The sequence below is a fragment of the Dyella dinghuensis genome (assembly GCF_003977615.1).
In the GTDB taxonomy this organism is placed as follows: Bacteria; Pseudomonadota; Gammaproteobacteria; order Xanthomonadales; family Rhodanobacteraceae; genus Dyella_B; species Dyella_B dinghuensis.
In genome coordinates this window covers 22,214-39,269 of the sequence record NZ_RYZR01000008.1, presented here as the reverse complement: position 1 = coordinate 39,269, position 17,056 = coordinate 22,214, and the positions used below count along the sequence as shown (strand labels likewise).

11 protein-coding genes are annotated in these 17,056 nt (G+C 60.0%); 4 read left to right on the top strand and 7 right to left on the bottom strand.

Going from position 1 to position 17,056, the window contains the following annotated elements; genetic code table 11:
• Positions 1 to 113: 113 nt before the first annotated feature.
• Both EKH79_RS17280 and pdxR (EKH79_RS17275) read right to left on the bottom strand, forming a co-directional pair.
• A complete protein-coding gene (locus EKH79_RS17280; protein WP_233590397.1) occupies positions 114 to 2,456 on the bottom strand; it encodes a beta-N-acetylhexosaminidase in 2,343 nt (780 codons plus the stop codon).
• Between the two features lie 306 nt (positions 2,457 to 2,762).
• A complete protein-coding gene (pdxR, locus tag EKH79_RS17275) occupies positions 2,763 to 4,196 on the bottom strand; it encodes a MocR-like pyridoxine biosynthesis transcription factor PdxR (RefSeq protein WP_126675100.1) in 1,434 nt (477 codons plus the stop codon).
• 270 nt (positions 4,197 to 4,466) lie between these two features.
• On the opposite strand from pdxR (EKH79_RS17275), the gene EKH79_RS17270 reads away from it, so the two are divergent.
• Complete coding sequence (locus EKH79_RS17270; protein ID WP_126675099.1) at positions 4,467 to 4,970, top strand: hypothetical protein; 504 nt, start codon at positions 4,467 to 4,469, stop codon at positions 4,968 to 4,970.
• Positions 4,971 to 4,980: 10 nt separating this feature from the next.
• Here the strand turns inward: EKH79_RS17270 and EKH79_RS17265 are convergent, their stop codons facing one another.
• From EKH79_RS17265 to pdxR (EKH79_RS17255), 3 genes are all read right to left on the bottom strand, one after another.
• Positions 4,981 to 5,838 (bottom strand): 2OG-Fe(II) oxygenase, encoded by an 858-nt coding sequence (locus tag EKH79_RS17265; RefSeq protein WP_126675098.1) that lies wholly within the window; start codon positions 5,836 to 5,838, stop codon positions 4,981 to 4,983.
• 83 nt (positions 5,839 to 5,921) lie between these two features.
• Entirely contained in the window at positions 5,922 to 8,051 is a 2,130-nt protein-coding gene (locus tag EKH79_RS17260; protein WP_126675097.1) for a prolyl oligopeptidase family serine peptidase, read from the bottom strand.
• A 122-nt stretch (positions 8,052 to 8,173) separates the two neighbouring features.
• The gene (gene pdxR / locus EKH79_RS17255; RefSeq protein ID WP_126675096.1) at positions 8,174 to 9,679 is read right to left on the bottom strand and encodes a MocR-like pyridoxine biosynthesis transcription factor PdxR; all 1,506 of its coding nucleotides are present in this window, start codon (positions 9,677 to 9,679) and stop codon (positions 8,174 to 8,176) included.
• 133 nt (positions 9,680 to 9,812) lie between these two features.
• Between pdxR (EKH79_RS17255) and EKH79_RS17250 the strand changes: the two genes are divergently transcribed.
• Positions 9,813 to 10,988, top strand: a complete 1,176-nt coding sequence (locus EKH79_RS17250) for a hypothetical protein (RefSeq protein ID WP_126675095.1) — start codon at positions 9,813 to 9,815, stop codon at positions 10,986 to 10,988.
• Positions 10,989 to 11,202: 214 nt separating this feature from the next.
• On the opposite strand, the gene EKH79_RS17245 is transcribed toward EKH79_RS17250, so the two are convergent.
• Positions 11,203 to 13,230, bottom strand: coding sequence for a sodium-translocating pyrophosphatase (locus tag EKH79_RS17245; protein ID WP_126675094.1), 2,028 nt, complete (start codon positions 13,228 to 13,230; stop codon positions 11,203 to 11,205).
• Between the two features lie 225 nt (positions 13,231 to 13,455).
• On the bottom strand, positions 13,456 to 14,727 hold the full coding sequence (locus EKH79_RS17240; protein ID WP_126675093.1) for a 6-phosphofructokinase: 1,272 nt from the start codon (positions 14,725 to 14,727) through the stop codon (positions 13,456 to 13,458).
• A gap of 200 nt (positions 14,728 to 14,927) precedes the next feature.
• On the opposite strand from EKH79_RS17240, the gene EKH79_RS17235 reads away from it, so the two are divergent.
• Entirely contained in the window at positions 14,928 to 15,512 is a 585-nt protein-coding gene (locus EKH79_RS17235; RefSeq protein ID WP_126675092.1) for an adenylate kinase, read from the top strand.
• Positions 15,513 to 15,688: 176 nt separating this feature from the next.
• The gene (mpl, locus tag EKH79_RS17230) at positions 15,689 to 17,047 is read left to right on the top strand and encodes a UDP-N-acetylmuramate:L-alanyl-gamma-D-glutamyl-meso-diaminopimelate ligase (RefSeq protein WP_126675091.1); all 1,359 of its coding nucleotides are present in this window, start codon (positions 15,689 to 15,691) and stop codon (positions 17,045 to 17,047) included.
• Positions 17,048 to 17,056: the final 9 nt, after the last annotated feature.

Sequence of the window (17,056 nt, the reverse complement as noted above, 5' to 3'; positions counted from 1 at the left end):
AAATCCGGTGCCGATCCATGATCCAGACAATCGCCACCAAAAAGCGACGAAAACGAGGGCATACGCGAGCGAAGCCACGCGTGGATCGAAATGCCACTGCGCCGATGCGTTGCTCATGGATGTTGATTTGCTGGAGCGGTGTCGGCGGTGTGTAACTGCAGGCGACCTACACCGTAGTAAGGATCGTGCGGCGCCGTAGTAGTGAGAATGCATACGGTGTGCATGCCACGCGTGAGCGGCAGCTTGGTTTGGAGCGTAAACGTGCCGGGTGAAGTGGCCGGATCCGGTAACGGAACCACAGTCAACGCCGGGCCGCTGCAATGATCGACACGCAATTCCATCTCGCCATGCGGCGTTGCCGCTTTATGCTGCACGATCAAGTGAGCATCCTGCGCAAGCGCGACATTGCGAGGAAGGCGTGCCAGATCAACCGCAATGCTTTTTACACCGTCGAGTGGAAGGGCGCGAGAAAGTCGACAGTTATCGAAGTTGTTGATGGTATAGACCGGCGTAAACGATGTTGCGTCGGGCGTAGGTTGGGCACGCATCTCGTCGACGTTCGGCGTGGGACAGGCGGAAAGTTCATTTCCTGCCACGCTGCGCAGACTTTCATCGTCAATCACGCGCTCGCGTGCCTCGGCAAGTGCTTGACCTGCACTCGTCATCGTGACGGCACGTACGGTGGTTGGCAGCGTGACGTCGAACGGCGCTTTATAGATCGCAGCATTGCTGTCGGGTGCGGTGCCATCCACGGTGTAGCGAATCGTTTCGCCCTGAATCTGATTGGAAAGCGTCACGCGTGCTTTGCCGCTAGCGAGCGCTTGCTGGCGATTGACGTCGATCTTTACGGCGAACGCGCTATCGGCGTACTGAATATCCTCACGGCGATAACGATCTAGCTGCGTGGGAAGGCGCGCAAGGAAGCTCGGCCAATTTTGTTCGCCTACCGGCGTCCATACGATTTCCGAAACGGCATCCAGGCGCGGAAAGATCGCGTGTTGCAGATGCGCATCGCTCGGCATGTGTTCAGTCCACACATTGGCCTGGGCGCCAAGAATCAGCTGCGCTTGCTGCGGCGACAATCCTTTCGGTGCGACTTGGAAATCGTAGACGGCTTGCAGGCTACGCATCGGCAGACGACCGGCCGTCTCGTCGTCGCGATCGCTCTGCACATAATCGAGATAGAGGTAAGGGTCGGGCGCGACCACCACGTCATGTCCCGCATGGATGGCTTTTTCGATGCCATTTGTGCCACGCCACGACATCACTACCGCATCGCCGGGAGCACCGCCATCGAGAATCTCGTCCCATCCGATGAGGTGCCGGCCGTGATCGTGCAGATATTGGCCAAGGCGGCCCATGAACCAGCTTTGCAGCTGATCCGCATTCTTCACGCCGACTGCGCGCATCTTCGCTTGAACCGCTGGCGATGCGTTCCACTGATCCTTGATGGCTTCGTCGCCTCCCAGATGGATGTAGCGCGAAGGGAACAATGTCATTACTTCATCGAGCACGTTCTGGAGGAATTGAAACGTGTTGTCGTCGACGTTGTACAGATAGGGATTGATACCCCAATCGGCCGACACTTCGGGGCGTTCGCCCGTCACGCCGAATTGCGGATAAGAGGCGACGGCGGCTTGTGCGTGGCCGGGCATGTCCAGCTCCGGCACGATGGTGATGTGCCGCGCGGCGGCATAGGCCACCACTTGCTTGATTTCATCTTGCGAATAGAAGCCGCCGTAACGAGTCAATTCGCCATTCTTGCCGGCATCGGGCGGCGTGCGCCACGCACCGATGCGCGTCAGCTCCGGATAACGCTTTATCTCGATGCGCCAGCCTTGATCATCGGTTAGATGCCAATGCAGCATGTTGAGCTTGTGCAAGGCCATCTGATCGAGAATGCTTTCGATCTCGGTAACGCTTTGCATATGCCGCGCCGAATCGATCATCAAGCCCCGCCATGCGAATTGCGGCCAATCTTCGATGTGTACGGCGTGTGCGGTGAACGTCTTGCCGTTCTGATTGGCCGTCAGCAGCTGCCACAGGGTGACGGCCCCGTAGTAAAGACCGCTCTCATCGCGTGCCACGATGCGCGCCCCACCGGGCGACACGTCCAGCACATAGCCTTCACGCTGCGTGACCGACGCATTCGGGTCGAGCCGAATCACAATCTCTCTGACTCCGTTGGCGGCGTGCTCCGTCCTCGTCGCCCCTGCGGCGATAAGCAAAGTCGGGCCGCCGATTCGCGCGAGCATGTCGGAAAAGGCATGAGCCACGCGAAGAGCCGCGGTGTCGGAGGAATCGACGCGAATAGTCGTTCCTGGACCCACCACCAGCTGCCCTTCGTGCTGATCCACCTTTGAGGGCAGGGGAATCAGTGGCAGCTCGTTGCCTCCGGCGTAAACCAGGCACGAACAAGAGAACAGTGCACAGAAGAGAGCGGCGCAGACTTTCATAGTCAATAGTGATACCTGTTGATTGAGGAGCCTTGGCGTCCACCAGGCATGATAGCCATGTCCAGACGTAACCGTGCGATGCGTTTAGAGTTTCCGCGAGTAGCGCGCATACACAGAACGGGCGTAGTCATGCGCAGGTTGTACACGTCGTTGACGCTTAAGGCGTTGCTCAAAGAATGAAAGCTTCGCCGCAGGCTATATGAGCATGATTGTTTGTGTCGTTTTTTAAAGTTGCTATTTATGTCGCGACGGAAATACGAGTGCGAGGAAACGCACTCGCATCACGTGCAACTGCGAAAAAAAGCGTCAGTGCAGCTCGAAGTGATCCAGGCACTCTCCGAACAGCTGCGCTGCTTCACGCAGGTCGGGCGCCGATAAGCCGCAATAACCGAGAAGCAATCCTTGTCTATCTGGGGTATTCAGATAAAGCGGCGCCATCGGGTGAAGGCCTAAACCACGATCATGCGCGTACTCGACTAGCGCCTGAGTGCGCGCACCGTCGTAGCCACGCAACCAAACGGTGAGATGCATGCCCGATGGTGTATCGCAGATCGTCACGCGATCTCGCGCGTATTCCTTCAGGCCGGCCATCAACGCTTCGCGGCGCGTTTTCAGTTCCTTGCGCGCCAGTCGCAAGTGCCGTTCGAAACCGCCATCTTCCATGAAATGGGCCAGTGCCGCTTGTTCGATGACTGGGCAGGCAATGTCGTTGAGGTATTTTGCGTTGATGAAGTCGCCGCGAAGCGTGGCGGGCAACACGATGTAGCCCAGGCGCAAGCCGCCAAACATCACTTTGGAAAACGTGCCGACGTAAATCACCCGATCCAGTTCGTCGAGCGCGCGCAAGGCGGCCAGCGGATGCGCGTCGTAGCGAAACTCGCCGTCGTAATCGTCTTCCAGAATCCAGCACTGATGCTGCTCGGCGTATTGCAGCAATTGCTGCCGCCGTTGCATGGAGAGCACGGCGCCGGTTGGAAATTGATGCGAGGGAGTGACGACGATCAGTCGTGGCGATTCTTCCGGAAGTTCGCTGCAGACGAGACCTTCATCGTCGACACGCACCGGCACCAGTTCCGCACCATGCGCAACCAGTGCCTGATGTGCGCTGAAGTAATGCGGTTCTTCCAACACCACCCGATCGCCTTCGTTCACCAGCACGCGGGCGGTCAGCTCGATCGCCTGCTGTGTGCCGCTGACGATCACGATATCGTCCGGTTGAATCTGGATGCCGCGCCGGCGGGCCAGGTAATCGCAGGTTTGCTTACGCAGGGCTAAAAGCCCTGCGACCTCACTGATATTCAGGCGCGTATAGGCCGCTGCACGGGTCAATTCGCGTCCCCAGGCGTTGTTGAGCGCCGGGTTCAAGATCGGATTGCCGTATTGCATGTCGTAACGCAGGCCGCGGTGAAGCCGCGCAATATCCCAGTTGCGCACTTCCCGGGCGCGCTGCGCGTAGCGTGAAGGCGCCGCAATGGGGACGTTGCTGGGATGGGTGATCGGCCTGGCGTGAAGGTCGCTCACATAACTGCCTGAGCCGACCCGGCCATCGATAAAGCCTTCCGCGCGCAGCTGCTCGTAGGCCGCCAGAACGGTGGTGCGCGAAAGCTCCAGCTCCTCGGCCAGCTCGCGCGTGGGCGGGAGTTGCGTGCCGACCGTGATGCGCCCGTCCCGAATGGCGAGCTTCAGGGCGCGCGTCAGTTGGTCATAAAGCGGCCCTTGGCCGTCGAGTTCCAGGTACACCCGATCCCTCCAGTATGCCAACGCTCCAATTGGTACTGGAAAATATCGGCAAATTGGCTATGGAGGGAATGTGCCAGGATACCTAGTCTGGGCTCGTCGCAGGCACCAGACACAACTGACTACCTTCCCCAGAGGTCCCCCAGTTACCCCGGCGACGTCTCCCATGTGTCCCCACCCGCGGAGTGGTTCCATCTCACGACCACTCCGCGGGCTTCTCTGTAAGGTATGCGGGCACTCTCAGGCCGGTTCCACGCATTCGGAAGGTTGCCGATGTCGACAGCGCATACCGATTTGCAGACGCGACATGGTTCGGGGCCTATGAATCGCTACGTCATATCCGCCGCGGCCATCGTCTTTTTGCTGGCAACGGGCGACCTGATTTTTGCCTGCACGTACTGGCATGCGACCTATGACGTGCCTCCTGCGCGGCTGATCCAGAACATCGCATCCGGGTTGCTCGGCAAGCGCGCCTTCGCGGGCGGCGAAAACACCGTGCTGCTTGGCGTGGTTCTGCAATATTTCATGATCTCGCTGATGGTCGGCACGTATTACGTGACCAGCCGACGGATCAAGGCGTTGAACGCAAAACCCTGGCTATGGGGTCTTTTGTATGGACTCGTGCTCTACGTGACGATGAATCACGTCGTGGTGCCGCTATCGGCAGCGCCGAGGGGACCGGTGATTGCGAGTTGGATCATCCTCAGCATCGTCGTGCATCTGGTGATCGGAGTGACGGTGGCGTTGGGTGCGCGTTGGGCGGCGAACAAATCGTAACGCTGCACACCTAGCCCTGGGGTGAGACTTGAAACGGCCACTCACGCAGCCATTTGGTCGCAATCCATTTCTCGCCTTTCGTTACCGGAAGACCGGCATGCAACGATGAGGTATCGCCCGTGTCGTACGCGAAATAGACGGCTGATCCGCGCAGCGCCGTCACAGTCAAACCGACTTCCGGAAACGCTGTGCCGCCACCGCTATCGGGCGTGTTGAGATACATGACCAGGCTGGCGATGCGCTGGCCGCCTTTGGCGGTGATCGCGGCAAAACCGGGTTGCTCGGGATCGAACCAGTCGTAATGCGGTTCGTACTGTTGTCCGGGGAGGTAATGCAGCACCTGCAGACCTTCACCGTGATCGACGGGAATGCTCAGCATCGTCGCGATGCGCGCTTCGATGCGCTTGATCAGCGGCGATTCGCCGATGCCGAAGAACATGCCTTCGCTCGTGCGTCGCGCGTCGATCTGTTGCTTGCCGCCGCTATCCACCGTTTTGGCGCGTTGCAGGCGCGGCTTGGCCTGCTCGATCAGCACGTCGCATTCGTCGGCGGAAAGAAAATCGTCGAGCACGCGAACGATCGGTCTTTCAATGCAGGTGGAGACGTTGAAGCTGCGTCCGTCAATCGTCATGCGCGGCGGTTCGGGATGACGGGTGCGGCGCCCCTGTTGCACCTTCGGCGCTTGCGTATGCGCATCGAGTGCCGAGACGGGCATGTTGAGCACGGTGGCGACGATGCTGCGGCTTTGCCGCGGGTCGTAGCCGGTCTCGTGCATCAGGCGCAGGACTTCGTCGACGCTGTGGCCGGCGCGTGTGGTCGTGAGAATCCAGTCGCGCAGTTCGGGACGGATGGGGAGGTGCGATTTCATGGGCAAAGCATGCCACAGCAGCATGCTTGCGCGCCCGGTTTGGGCGTCCAGACGCGCGCGGCATCTGGACGCCCATCACGGTTTTATTGCAGGCGGTCCCACAGGAAACTGTAGGTCAGCGCATGCATGTACGCCGCCTGCTTGTTGTCGGCGCCTGCGCCGTGGCCACCTTCGGTGTTCTCGTAGAACCACACGTTCTTGTAGCCCATGGCTTCCATCTTCGCGGCCATCTTGCGGGCCTGTACGGGGCCGACGCGATCGTCGCTGGTAGTGGTGAAGAACAGCACCGGCGGATAGCTCTCGCCCGCTTTCACGTTCTGATAGGGCGAGAACGTCTTGATGAAAGCCCATTGCTTCGGATCGTCCGGGTCGCCGTATTCGGCAATCCACGATGCGCCTGCCGACAGGTGCGTGTAGCGCTTCATGTCGAGCAACGGCACTTCGCACGCAATGGCACCGAACAGCTGCGGATAGAGCGTGAGCATGTTGCCCATCAACAGGCCGCCGTTGCTGCCGCCTTCCGCACCCAGATGTGCCGGTGAGGTAACACCACGCTTGACCAGATCCTGCGCGACGGCCGCGAAGTCTTCATAAGCACGAAGACGATTTGCCTGAAGCGCCGCCTGATGCCAACGCGGGCCGTACTCGCCGCCGCCACGAATGTTGGCGACGACATACACGCCACCGCGATCAAGCCAGGAGCGGCCGACGCTGCCGCTGTAGTACGGCTGCAGGGCCACTTCGAATCCGCCGTAACCGTAAAGCAACGTGCGGTTCTTGCCATCGAGCTTGATGCCCTTCGGATCGATCTCGAAGTAGGGCACCTGGGTGCCGTCGCGCGATGCAACGAAATGCTGGCTCACCACATACTTCGACGCGTCGAAGAACGGCGGACTCTGCTTGATCGTCGTCGCCTGTTCCTTGCCCAGCACGCCGCGTTCGAGCGATGACGGGGTCAGGAAACCCGTGACGGTGAGCCAGTATTCGTCGGTGTTGTCCGGATCGGTATCGACGACATCCACGGTGCTGAATTGCGGTGCGCCGGGCATCGCTTCATTCGCCCAGGTGCCATCGGCTTTGGGTGTCAGCACGTCGAGACGGCTTTTCACGTCGTCCATCACATTGAGGATCAGGTGATGACGCGTCCACATAAAACTGGACAGTGCCGTGTGCTGGTCCGGTGTGAACAGCGTCGTGAACTGACGTTTGCCGGCCATGAAGTCGTCGTACTTGATTGCGATCAATGCGCCGGATGGATACGTGGTGCTGCCGGTCGTCCACGCATCGCGCAGCTGCACAAGCAGCCATTCGCGATGCGGATCGGCGTTGGCGACATCTTCCGGTACATCCACGTGAATCAGCTTGCCATCCTTGAGCTGATACATGTCGCTGTGGAAAAAGTCGTGCGCGACGGTAATGAAATCACGCTCGAAGCCGGGCGTGCGATCGTGATAAGCAGAGACGGCGAGATCCGCGTCCTTGCCTTCGTAGACCGTGGTAGCTGAACTCAGCGGCGTGCCGCGCTTCCACACCTTCGCAATGCGCGGATAGCTGGACTTCGTCATCGAGCCCGGGCCGAAGTCGGTGCCGATGTAAACGTGGTTGTCATCGATCCACGACACTTGTGTCTTGGCGATCGGCACAAAGAAGCCGTCTTTGACGAAAGACTTGCTGGGAATGTCGAACTCGCGCACTTCCACCGCGTCGCCACCGCCGGCCGACAGGTTCACAAGACATTTGGTGTAAGCGGGCTTGAGGCAATCGCCGCCCTTGAACACCCATTTCTTGCCTTCGGCTTTGTTCAACGCATCGATATCCAGCAACACTTCCCACTGTGGATCGGTCTTGCGGTATTGATCGAGCGTGGTGCGGCGCCAGATGCCGCGCGGGTGCACCTTGTCCTGCCAGAAGTTGTACAGGTGATCGCCCATGCGGGTGACGTACGGAATCTTCGCTTCCGAATCGAGCACTTCGAGAATGCGGTCGCGGGTATGCGTGAACTCGGGTGTATCGGCGAACTGCTTTTGCGTGATGGCGTTCTGGGCCTTGACCCAATCCATCGAGCGGTCGCCATGAATGTCTTCCAGCCAGAGATAAGGATCGTCGCTGGCGGCGCTGCTGCCGGTGGCTGGTGTTGCGTCGTGGGCCTGGGTCATGCCGCCCATTATGACGGCAAGCGCCAGGGCGAGACGGGCCGATGTCTTCAAGCTCATGCTTCCGCTCCGTGATGTGCGCGATCCCTCCGTCGCGCGGAATGCCCAGCATGCACGTTCGTGAAAAAAGTGCCAGTGAGGGAAGTCAGCAGGGCGCTGCCTGTGACGTCACTTTTGGCGCGTCAGGCGCGGCCTTGCAGGGTGGGGCTTGCCCGGAAGGGGCGTGGCGTGCGTTTTTTCGCCTTGGGCAACGCACGCGCCATGCGGTGAACGGCCTCGCCGATTTCTTTCTCGTCGAGATAACTGAAGCCAAGGCGTATGTACGGCTGTTCGCGTTGCTGGAAGTCGTAGCGTCCGCCGCTGAGGAATTGCACACCTTCCTTGGCGCCCTCACGGACCCACGCGGGAAGATCGATCGAATCGTCCACGCGTGCCCATAAACCCATGCCGCCTTCGGGAACGCGAAAGCGCAAAGCGCTGCCCAGTTGTTGCCTCAGCGCATCGACAAGCGCATCGCGCCGCGCGCCATAGGCACGGCGCATGCGACGCACATGGCGAAGCAATTCGCCGTCTTCGAACAATTCGGCAATGGCGCTTTCCATCGCGACGTCGCTGCGTGCATCACTGTTGGCGCGCAGCGCGGCCAATTGCGTGAATACCGCGGGGGGTGCCAGCACGAAGCCGGTGCTGATGCCGGGTGCGAGCAAGTTGGCAAGTGAGCCGATGTAAATCACGTTCGCGCGTCCCGGGCCTGACGCAATCGGTAGAACGGGTTTGCCGTTGTAGTGAAACTCGTGATCGTAATCGTCTTCGATGATCGCGAAGTTATGTGATAGCGCCAGCTGTGCAAGACGCGCGCGCCGCGATGGCGACATCACGCTGGTCGTCGGGAATTGATGGTGAGGTGTGAGAAACACTGCGCGAATGCGTTGCCTGCACAGCAACGTTTTCAGCGCTTCCACATCGAGTCCGTTTTCATCGAGTGGTACCGGCATCAGCTTGGTACCCGTCAGGCTCAGCATGTTCCACGCTGGCGGATAACCGAATGCTTCCACCGCGACCACGTCACCCGGCCGCAGCAGCATGCGCGCAACCAGATCGATCGCTTGTTCCAGGCTTCGCGTCACCATCAAGCAGTCTGGTGTTGCAGGCAAGCCGCGTGTGCTGCCGAGCATATTGGCGAGTTCTTCGCGCAAGCGGCGATGACCGCATGGATCGGCATAGCCGAGCAGTGAATGACCGCGCTGCGCAATGGCGCGCCGGAATGCGCGCGTAAGCGCGGCGGCGGGAAACAGGCGCGTATCGGGCAAACTGTTTCCGATAACCAGCGTACCGGGTGCCGGTGCCACCACGGGCGGCAACGCGCATGCAGGTGTTGCCAGCGCGTAGGTTGGGGTGTCGCTGGTGGGCGCAACGGTGTGCGCTTCGGTGTGCATGGGCGCGGCGACGAACGTACCGCCACCTACGCGCGTGCTTACCAAGCCTTCGGCAGCAAGCTCTTCATAGCCGGCCACCACTGTATTGCGATTGATGGAAAGCTGTTCGGCAAGTTCGCGCGTGCCCGGCAACGGTTCGCCGGTTTTCAGTCGTCCGCTGCGAATGTCATGCGCAATCGCATTGGCGAGCTGCAGAAAGATCGGCAGTTCGTGCCTGGAGTCGAGCGCAATGGTCAATTCCCACCGACGCATGCGCCGACTATAGCGCGGACCGGACTAGCGGGTATCACAAAAGTGGCGCTTTTCCAGCTAGTCCGGAGCGGCCAAGCTGAAGCCGTTCGTCCCCACGGCTGTATGTCGTTACAACTGAGTGAAGGAGCATCCCATGCATCGGATCACGAGCGTGATGGTGGTGGCTGCGTGTTTCGCAGGCCAGATGACAATGCAGGATCAAGCGGCCGCATCGACCATTCAATACCAGGTTCGCAATCTTGGCTCGCTGGGTGGCACATCCAGCGGCGGCAGCAGCATTAACAATTTTGGACTGGTCAGCGGGTCTTCCAATCTTCCGGGTAATCAGAGCACGCATGCTGCGGCGTGGCTGAACGGCGCGACGTTGGATTTGGGTACGCTGGGTGGCGCCAACAGTGCTGTTCTGTGGCCGGTGAAAAACGACTTTGGCGTGCTGGTTGGTGTGGCAGAAACGGCGCAGGTCGATCCACTGGGTGAAAACTGGAGCTGCTCGGCATTCTTTCCCACGGTTACCGGGCACGTCTGTGTCGGCTTCGTTTGGCGATGGGGGCATATGCAGGCGTTGCCGACCCTCGGTGGCAACAATGGATTTGCCACCGGTGCGAATGATTTTGGGCTGATCGTCGGATGGGCGGAAAATACGGTGCACGATCCTACGTGCACGCTAGGTTCCACGCAGGTGTTGCAGTTCAAACCGGTGGTGTGGGGGCCCGATGACAACGACGTTCATGCGTTGCCGTTGATCGGTACCGATACCTCGGGTGCAGCGACGGCGATCAACAACAGCGGGCAGATTGTCGGCATTTCCGGCATCTGCGATCAGGCCGTCGGTCGCTTCACGGCGATTCACGCTGTGATGTGGCAGGGGAATACCGTCATCAATCTCGGCAGCCTTGGCGTTGCTGCTTGGAACACGCCCATGGCGATCAATCAGCGCGGCACGGTGGTGGGATTCGCGAATGCGCCCGGTGGCGGAGATCCCGGTAATTTCAATGTGCATGCGTTTATCTGGACGCCGTTTACCGGCATGCGCGATCTGGGCACATTGCCTGGTGACACGACCAGCCAAGCGCTTGGCATCAACGATGAAGGTCTTGTGGTCGGCGAATCGTGCGGTGCGAACGGTTGCCGGGCGGTGCTATGGCGGAACGGCGCGATTGTCGATATGAATACGTTGGTGGCGCCCGGTTTTACCGATCAATTGGTGTCTGCGAATGACATTAACGATGTCGGGCAGATTACGGGGCAGTCGACGAATGCGATATCGGGTGTGAGTTCGACGTTCCTGGCTGTGCCAAGCGTGCACTAAGCGGAAGGCATCCTCACTACCTCACCGTCTTTTGTACCTCACCGTCATTCCGGCGCAGGCCGGAATCCAGTGGCTTTAACCGCACATAGACATACGCACAGCCATCTGCTCGGACACTGGATTCCGGCCTGCGCCGGAATGACGGTGAGGTGAGCTGGACGTAGACGGTGAAATATCCCTCGCCCAGTCAGGCGAGGGATATCGGAAGGAACACTCAAAGCAACGGAATCAACAACAGCGCCACGATGTTGATGATCTTGATCAACGGATTGACCGCAGGGCCGGCGGTGTCCTTGTACGGATCGCCCACGGTATCGCCGGTCACTGCAGCTTTGTGCGCATCGGAACCCTTGCCGCCGAAGTTGCCATCCTCGATGTACTTCTTGGCGTTGTCCCACGCGCCGCCGCCGGTGGTCATCGAGATGGCGACGAACAAACCGGTGACGATAGTGCCGATCAGCAAGCCACCCAGTGCAATCGGGCCGAGAATGAAACCGACGAGGATCGGAATCAGCACCGGCAACAGCGATGGCACCAGCATTTCGTTGATGGCGGACTTGGTCAGCATATCCACCGCGCGCGAATAATCCGGTTTCGCCGTACCCTGCATGATGCCCGGGATGTCGCGGAACTGGCGGCGCACTTCTTCTACCACCGCACCCGCTGCACGACCCACCGCTTCCATCGCCATCGCGCCGAAGAGGTAGGGAATCATGCCGCCGATCAGCAAACCGACAATCACGCGGTGATCGGAAAGATCGAACGTGAACACTTTGCCGGGATGATCGATTGCCAGGCGATGCGTGTAATCGGCGAATAGCACCAGTGCGGCGAGGCCTGCCGAACCAATCGCGTAACCCTTCGTCACCGCTTTCGTGGTGTTGCCGACGGCATCGAGCGGATCGGTCACGCCACGCACTTCCGGCGGGAGTTCCGCCATTTCGGCGATACCGCCTGCGTTGTCGGTGATGGGTCCGAATGCATCGAGTGCAACCACCATGCCCGTCATCGACAACATCGCCGTCGCGGCAATCGCAATGCCGTACAAACCGGCCAACACATAAGCGCCCCAAATGGCGGCACACACTGCGAGCACCGGAAGCGCTGTCGATTTCATCGACACGCCAAGGCCGGCAATCATGTTCGTCGCATGGCCTGTGGTCGAAGATTTCGCAATATGGCGAACCGGCGCGTACTCGGTGGCGGTGTAGTACTCGGTAATCACCACGATAATGCCGGTCAGCACCAGACCGATCAGTGCGCTTCCATAAAGATGTGTGAAGCCGAGCGCCGTATCGCCCATCAGTATTTTGGTGATCGGCCAGAACGCCACGGCAGCCAGCAATGCGGAAACCCACACGCCTTTATAGAGCGCACTCATGATCTTGGTGCCCGCACCGGCACGCACAAAGAACGTACCAATCACCGATGCGATGATCGACGCGCCGCCGAGTATCAACGGATAAAGCACGGCATTGGGCCCGACCGTATCGCCCAGCACGCCACCCAGCAACATGCTGGCAATCAGCGTCACCGCGTAGGTTTCGAACAAGTCGGCCGCCATGCCTGCGCAGTCGCCGACGTTGTCGCCCACGTTGTCCGCGATCACCGCGGGATTGCGCGGATCGTCTTCCGGAATGCCTGCTTCCACCTTGCCAACGAGGTCAGCACCCACGTCAGCACCTTTGGTGAAGATGCCGCCGCCCAGTCGCGCGAAGATCGAAATGAGCGAGGAACCGAACGCGAGGCCGACCATGGCGTGCAGCGCATGATCGGTGTCGTAACCGAAGTGCGTCAGCAAACCGTAATAACCCGCGACGCCGAGCAAAGCCAAGCCGACTACGAGCATGCCGGTAATCGCACCGCCGCGGAACGCGACGTTCAGTGCGGGAGAGAGACCGCCGCGTGCGGCTTCGGCCGTACGCACGTTCGCCTGCACCGACACATTCATGCCGATATAACCGGTGGCGCCGGACAGCACCGCACCGATCGCAAAACCTATCGCTGTACCCCAGTCCAGCGCGAATCCGATGATGACCAGCAACACCACGCCCACGATCGCAATGGTGCGGTATTGCCGGTTCAAATAGGCGCGAGCGCCCTCCTGAATAGCGGAAGCAATTTGCTGCATACGTTCGTTGCCTGGCGACTTCGCCAACACCCAACGCACTGAAAAAGCTCCATACAAAATCGCCACGACCGCGCAAGCCAACGCGATCCACAAGCCGTACTGCTGCAGCATCGGTGCCTCCCCATCAGTTGTGAACTATCACGCCGGGTACCTGCGGCACCCGGTGTTTGTTACCTATTGCAGGTGTTCCAGAGAGTATAGGCAGACATATGCAGATTCTGTGTTGTGCAACGCAGCGGTTTGCCTGAGGCGCCGCACAGCGGCGACTTGAGGTGTATCAAAGGTGTATCGCTGCGGGGCAGATCGATCAGATAACCCGGGTTTGCCGATCTCTCCTTATGCCGAAAAGGCCGGCAACTTGCGTTTCACTGCCGTGTTTTTGAGCTGCACGTATTTGGGCAACCCATCTTTTCCATACGGCGGTGGCGCTTCACCCTGGATCAGCGGTGAGAGATAACGTCTCGCTGCCGCCGTGATGCCGAAGCCGTCCTTGGTAAGGAAGTTGTTCGGCATTTTCTTTTCGCGATTGGCGATTTTTTCCAGCGGCGCGGATTCGATCTTCCAGCGGTAAGGTGAATCGGAAGTGCGTACGATCACCGGCATCACAGCATTCATATCCGCGAGCGCGTAGTCCACAGCGGCTTTACCCACCGCATAGGCTTGCTCTGCATCGGATTTGGACGCCATATGGCGTGCCGAGCGTTGCAAATAATCAGGCAGCGCCCAATGGTATTTGAAACCGAGTTTTTCTTTGACGAGTGCGGCAAGCACCGGTGCAACGCCACCGAGTTGTGCGTGACCGAACGAGTCGCGCGTGCCCGCTTCGGCAAGGAATTGGCCTTCGGCATTGCGAATGCCTTCCGATGCGACCACGGTGCACCAACCCACACGTTCGACCGTTGCCTTCACCTTGTCGATAAACGCTTTCTCCTCGAATACGCGCTCGGGGAAAAGAATGATGTGCGGCGCCTGATCGGGGCCTTCGCCCGCGAGTCCTGAGGCAGCGGCGATCCATCCGGCGTGACGGCCCATTACTTCGAGGATGAAGACCTTTGTCGACGTGTCGGCCATCGACGCAACATCGAGGCTCGCCTCGAGTGTGGACACGGCCGTGTACTTCGCAACGGAACCGAAACCCGGGCAGCAGTCGGTGACAGCCAGATCGTTATCGACGGTCTTGGGCACGCCAATGCAGCGAATGTCGTAGCCCAACGTTTTGCCAATCTGCGAGATCTTCAGCGCCGTGTCGGCCGAGTCGTTGCCGCCGTTGTAGAGGAACCAGCGGATGTCATGGGCGCGCAGCACGTCGATCAGGCGCTCGTACTCGGCGCGGTTGGCCTCGATCGATTTCAGCTTGTAGCGGCACGAACCGAACGCGCCGCCCGGGGTATGGCGCAGGGCTTCGATGGCCGCCATGGTGTCCTTGCTTGTATCGATCAAATCCTCGCGCAGCGCACCCAAGATGCCGTTGCGCGCCGCATAGACTTTGATGCCGTGCTTGCGGGCGTTCTGGATCACGCCCGCGGCCGTCGCGTTGATGACGGCAGTCACCCCGCCGGACTGGGCGTAGAGCAGGCGGCCGGTGGCGGGGCGGGCTTTGGACTTCATGGCTACTCTCCGGGCAATGTAAGAACGCATGTGACAACAGGGTCTCCATCACGGATCGCATGCATATCAGAGACTTGGCCGCGATTCGGACGATTTGCGGTTTGACGGCACCCCCCGCAGACGTTACCTTGACCCTATCATTTAAGAGAATCCGTGGAACTGGCGCAGTGTGCGGCAGACCTTGGGTCTTGTGGAGTTCTATGCGACTTGTCCTCCTAGGTGCGCCCGGTTCGGGCAAAGGTACCCAGGCTGCCCGGCTGAAAGCCGATCTTGGCGTGCCGCACATTTCCACCGGCGATATGTTGCGCGCCGCGGTGAAAGCGGGCACCCCACTAGGCGTGCAAGCCAAAGCCGTGATGGATGCAGGCCAACTGGTTTCCGACGATCTTCTGCTGGGCATGCTCGAAGAGCGCCTTGCACAGCCGGACGCCAAAGCCGGTTTCATCCTCGACGGTTATCCGCGCAACCTTGCGCAGGCCGATGCGCTGGATCATCTGCTGACCAAGATCGGTCAGCCGCTCGATGCCGTGGTGAAGCTGGACGTGCCTAACGAGGTGATCATCGGCCGCTGCGAGATTCGCTTCGCCGCTGAACATCGCAAAGACGACGATCCGGCCGTGGTGCGCGATCGCCTGAAGGTCTACGCCGAACAGACGGCCCCGGTCGCCGATTTCTACGCCCGCCGCGGCAAGCTTCAAGTGGTCGATGGGGTCGGTGAACTCGACGACATCACGGCACGCGTGAAGCGTGCGCTATCCACCGAAACGGCAGCTGCGAACGGCTGATCCTCATCGTCAAACGATGAGTCCTTCTCCCGATGGGAGAAGGTGCCGGCAGGCGGATGAGGGCACGGTCGAAGCGAGATATCTACCTTTCGCAAGACTCGCCCCTCACCCCAACCCCTCACCCAGAGGGAGAGGGGCTCGAGTTGAAGCCACGACATACGCAAAACAGGTCAACCATGCGTCTGCATATCCTCGGCATCTGCGGCACCTTCATGGGCGGCGTCGCCGCCTTGGCGAGCGAGCTCGGCGAAACCGTCGAAGGCTCCGATGCCAACGTCTATCCGCCGATGAGCACGCAGCTCGAAGCGCTGGGCATCGATTTGATGCAGGGCTACAAAGCCGAGTATCTGCAACCTGCGCCTGACCTGGTCGTTGTCGGCAACGCGATGGTGCGTGGCAATCCTGCGGTGGAATACATGCTCGATCAGCAGTTGCGTTACATCTCCGGCCCGCAGTGGCTGGGCGAGCGTTTGCTGGTCGATCGTGAAGTGCTCGCCGTGGCCGGTACGCACGGCAAGACCACGACGACGAGCTTGCTCGCGCATCTTCTGGAGAGTGCGGGTCTGGCGCCCGGTTTCCTGATTGGCGGCGTTCCCGGCAACTTCGGTATTTCGGCGCGTCTGGGCCAGGGCAAGCCATTCGTCATCGAAGCAGACGAATACGACAGCGCGTTCTTCGACAAGCGTTCCAAATTCGTGCATTACCGCCCGCGCATCGCGATTCTCAACAACCTCGAATACGACCACGCGGATATTTTTCCCGATGTCGCCGCGATTCAACGGCAATTCCATCACCTCGTGCGGACTGTGCCGGGCAATGGCCGCTTGATCGTCAACGCACATGATGCCTACCTCGCCGAAGTGCTGGCGATGGGTTGTTGGACGCCGGTGGAAACCTTCGGTATCGGCAAGGGCGATTGGCAAGCGCGTTTGATCAGCGCGGATGGTTCGGCTTTCAGCGTGACCTGCAAAGGCGAGACGATCGGCGATGTGCACTGGCCGTTGCTTGGCGATCACAGTGTGATGAACGCGCTGGCAGCGCTCGCGGCTGCAACGGCAGCGGGTGCCGATCCTCGCGCATTGTTGCCGGCGTTCGGCAGCTTCGAAAGCGTCAAGCGGCGCATGGAAATTGTCGGGGATGTCGATGGCGTGCGCGTGTACGACGACTTCGCGCATCATCCGACTGCGATTGCGACGACGCTAGCTGGTCTGCGCGCAAAAGTAGGCAAGTCGCGCATTCTTGTCGCGCTCGAGCCGCGTTCCAATTCGATGCGGCTTGGTGCTCATGCGGATGGTCTTGCGCCGTCTCTATCCGATGCCGATGCCGTCGTGTTCCTGCATCGTCCGGAACTGCCGTGGGATGCCAAGCGTGTTACCGATGCATTGCATGGTCGCGCAACGACAGCGCCCACGGTGGATGACTTGCTGACGTCGCTGAAGTCGCAAACGCGCGCGGGTGATCACGTGGTCTTTATGTCCAACGGCGGTTTCGAGAATGCGCCACGCCGATTTGTCGCAGCGCTTTCCGGTTCCTGAAGCGTTGAG

Bases quoted from the DNA above. Each gene is read 5' to 3' on its own strand.
- EKH79_RS17280 (WP_233590397.1), bottom strand. From the start codon at position 2,456: ATGAAAGTCTGCGCCGCTCTCTTCTGTGCACTGTTCTCTTGTTCGTGC.
- EKH79_RS17270 (WP_126675099.1), top strand. From the start codon at position 4,467: ATGTCGACAGCGCATACCGATTTGCAGACGCGACATGGTTCGGGGCCT.
- EKH79_RS17265 (WP_126675098.1), bottom strand. From the start codon at position 5,838: ATGAAATCGCACCTCCCCATCCGTCCCGAACTGCGCGACTGGATTCTC.
- EKH79_RS17260 (WP_126675097.1), bottom strand. From the start codon at position 8,051: ATGAGCTTGAAGACATCGGCCCGTCTCGCCCTGGCGCTTGCCGTCATA.
- pdxR (WP_126675096.1), bottom strand. From the start codon at position 9,679: ATGCGTCGGTGGGAATTGACCATTGCGCTCGACTCCAGGCACGAACTG.
- EKH79_RS17250 (WP_126675095.1), top strand. From the start codon at position 9,813: ATGCATCGGATCACGAGCGTGATGGTGGTGGCTGCGTGTTTCGCAGGC.
- EKH79_RS17245 (WP_126675094.1), bottom strand. From the start codon at position 13,230: ATGCTGCAGCAGTACGGCTTGTGGATCGCGTTGGCTTGCGCGGTCGTG.
- EKH79_RS17240 (WP_126675093.1), bottom strand. From the start codon at position 14,727: ATGAAGTCCAAAGCCCGCCCCGCCACCGGCCGCCTGCTCTACGCCCAG.
- EKH79_RS17235 (WP_126675092.1), top strand. From the start codon at position 14,928: ATGCGACTTGTCCTCCTAGGTGCGCCCGGTTCGGGCAAAGGTACCCAG.
- mpl (WP_126675091.1), top strand. From the start codon at position 15,689: ATGCGTCTGCATATCCTCGGCATCTGCGGCACCTTCATGGGCGGCGTC.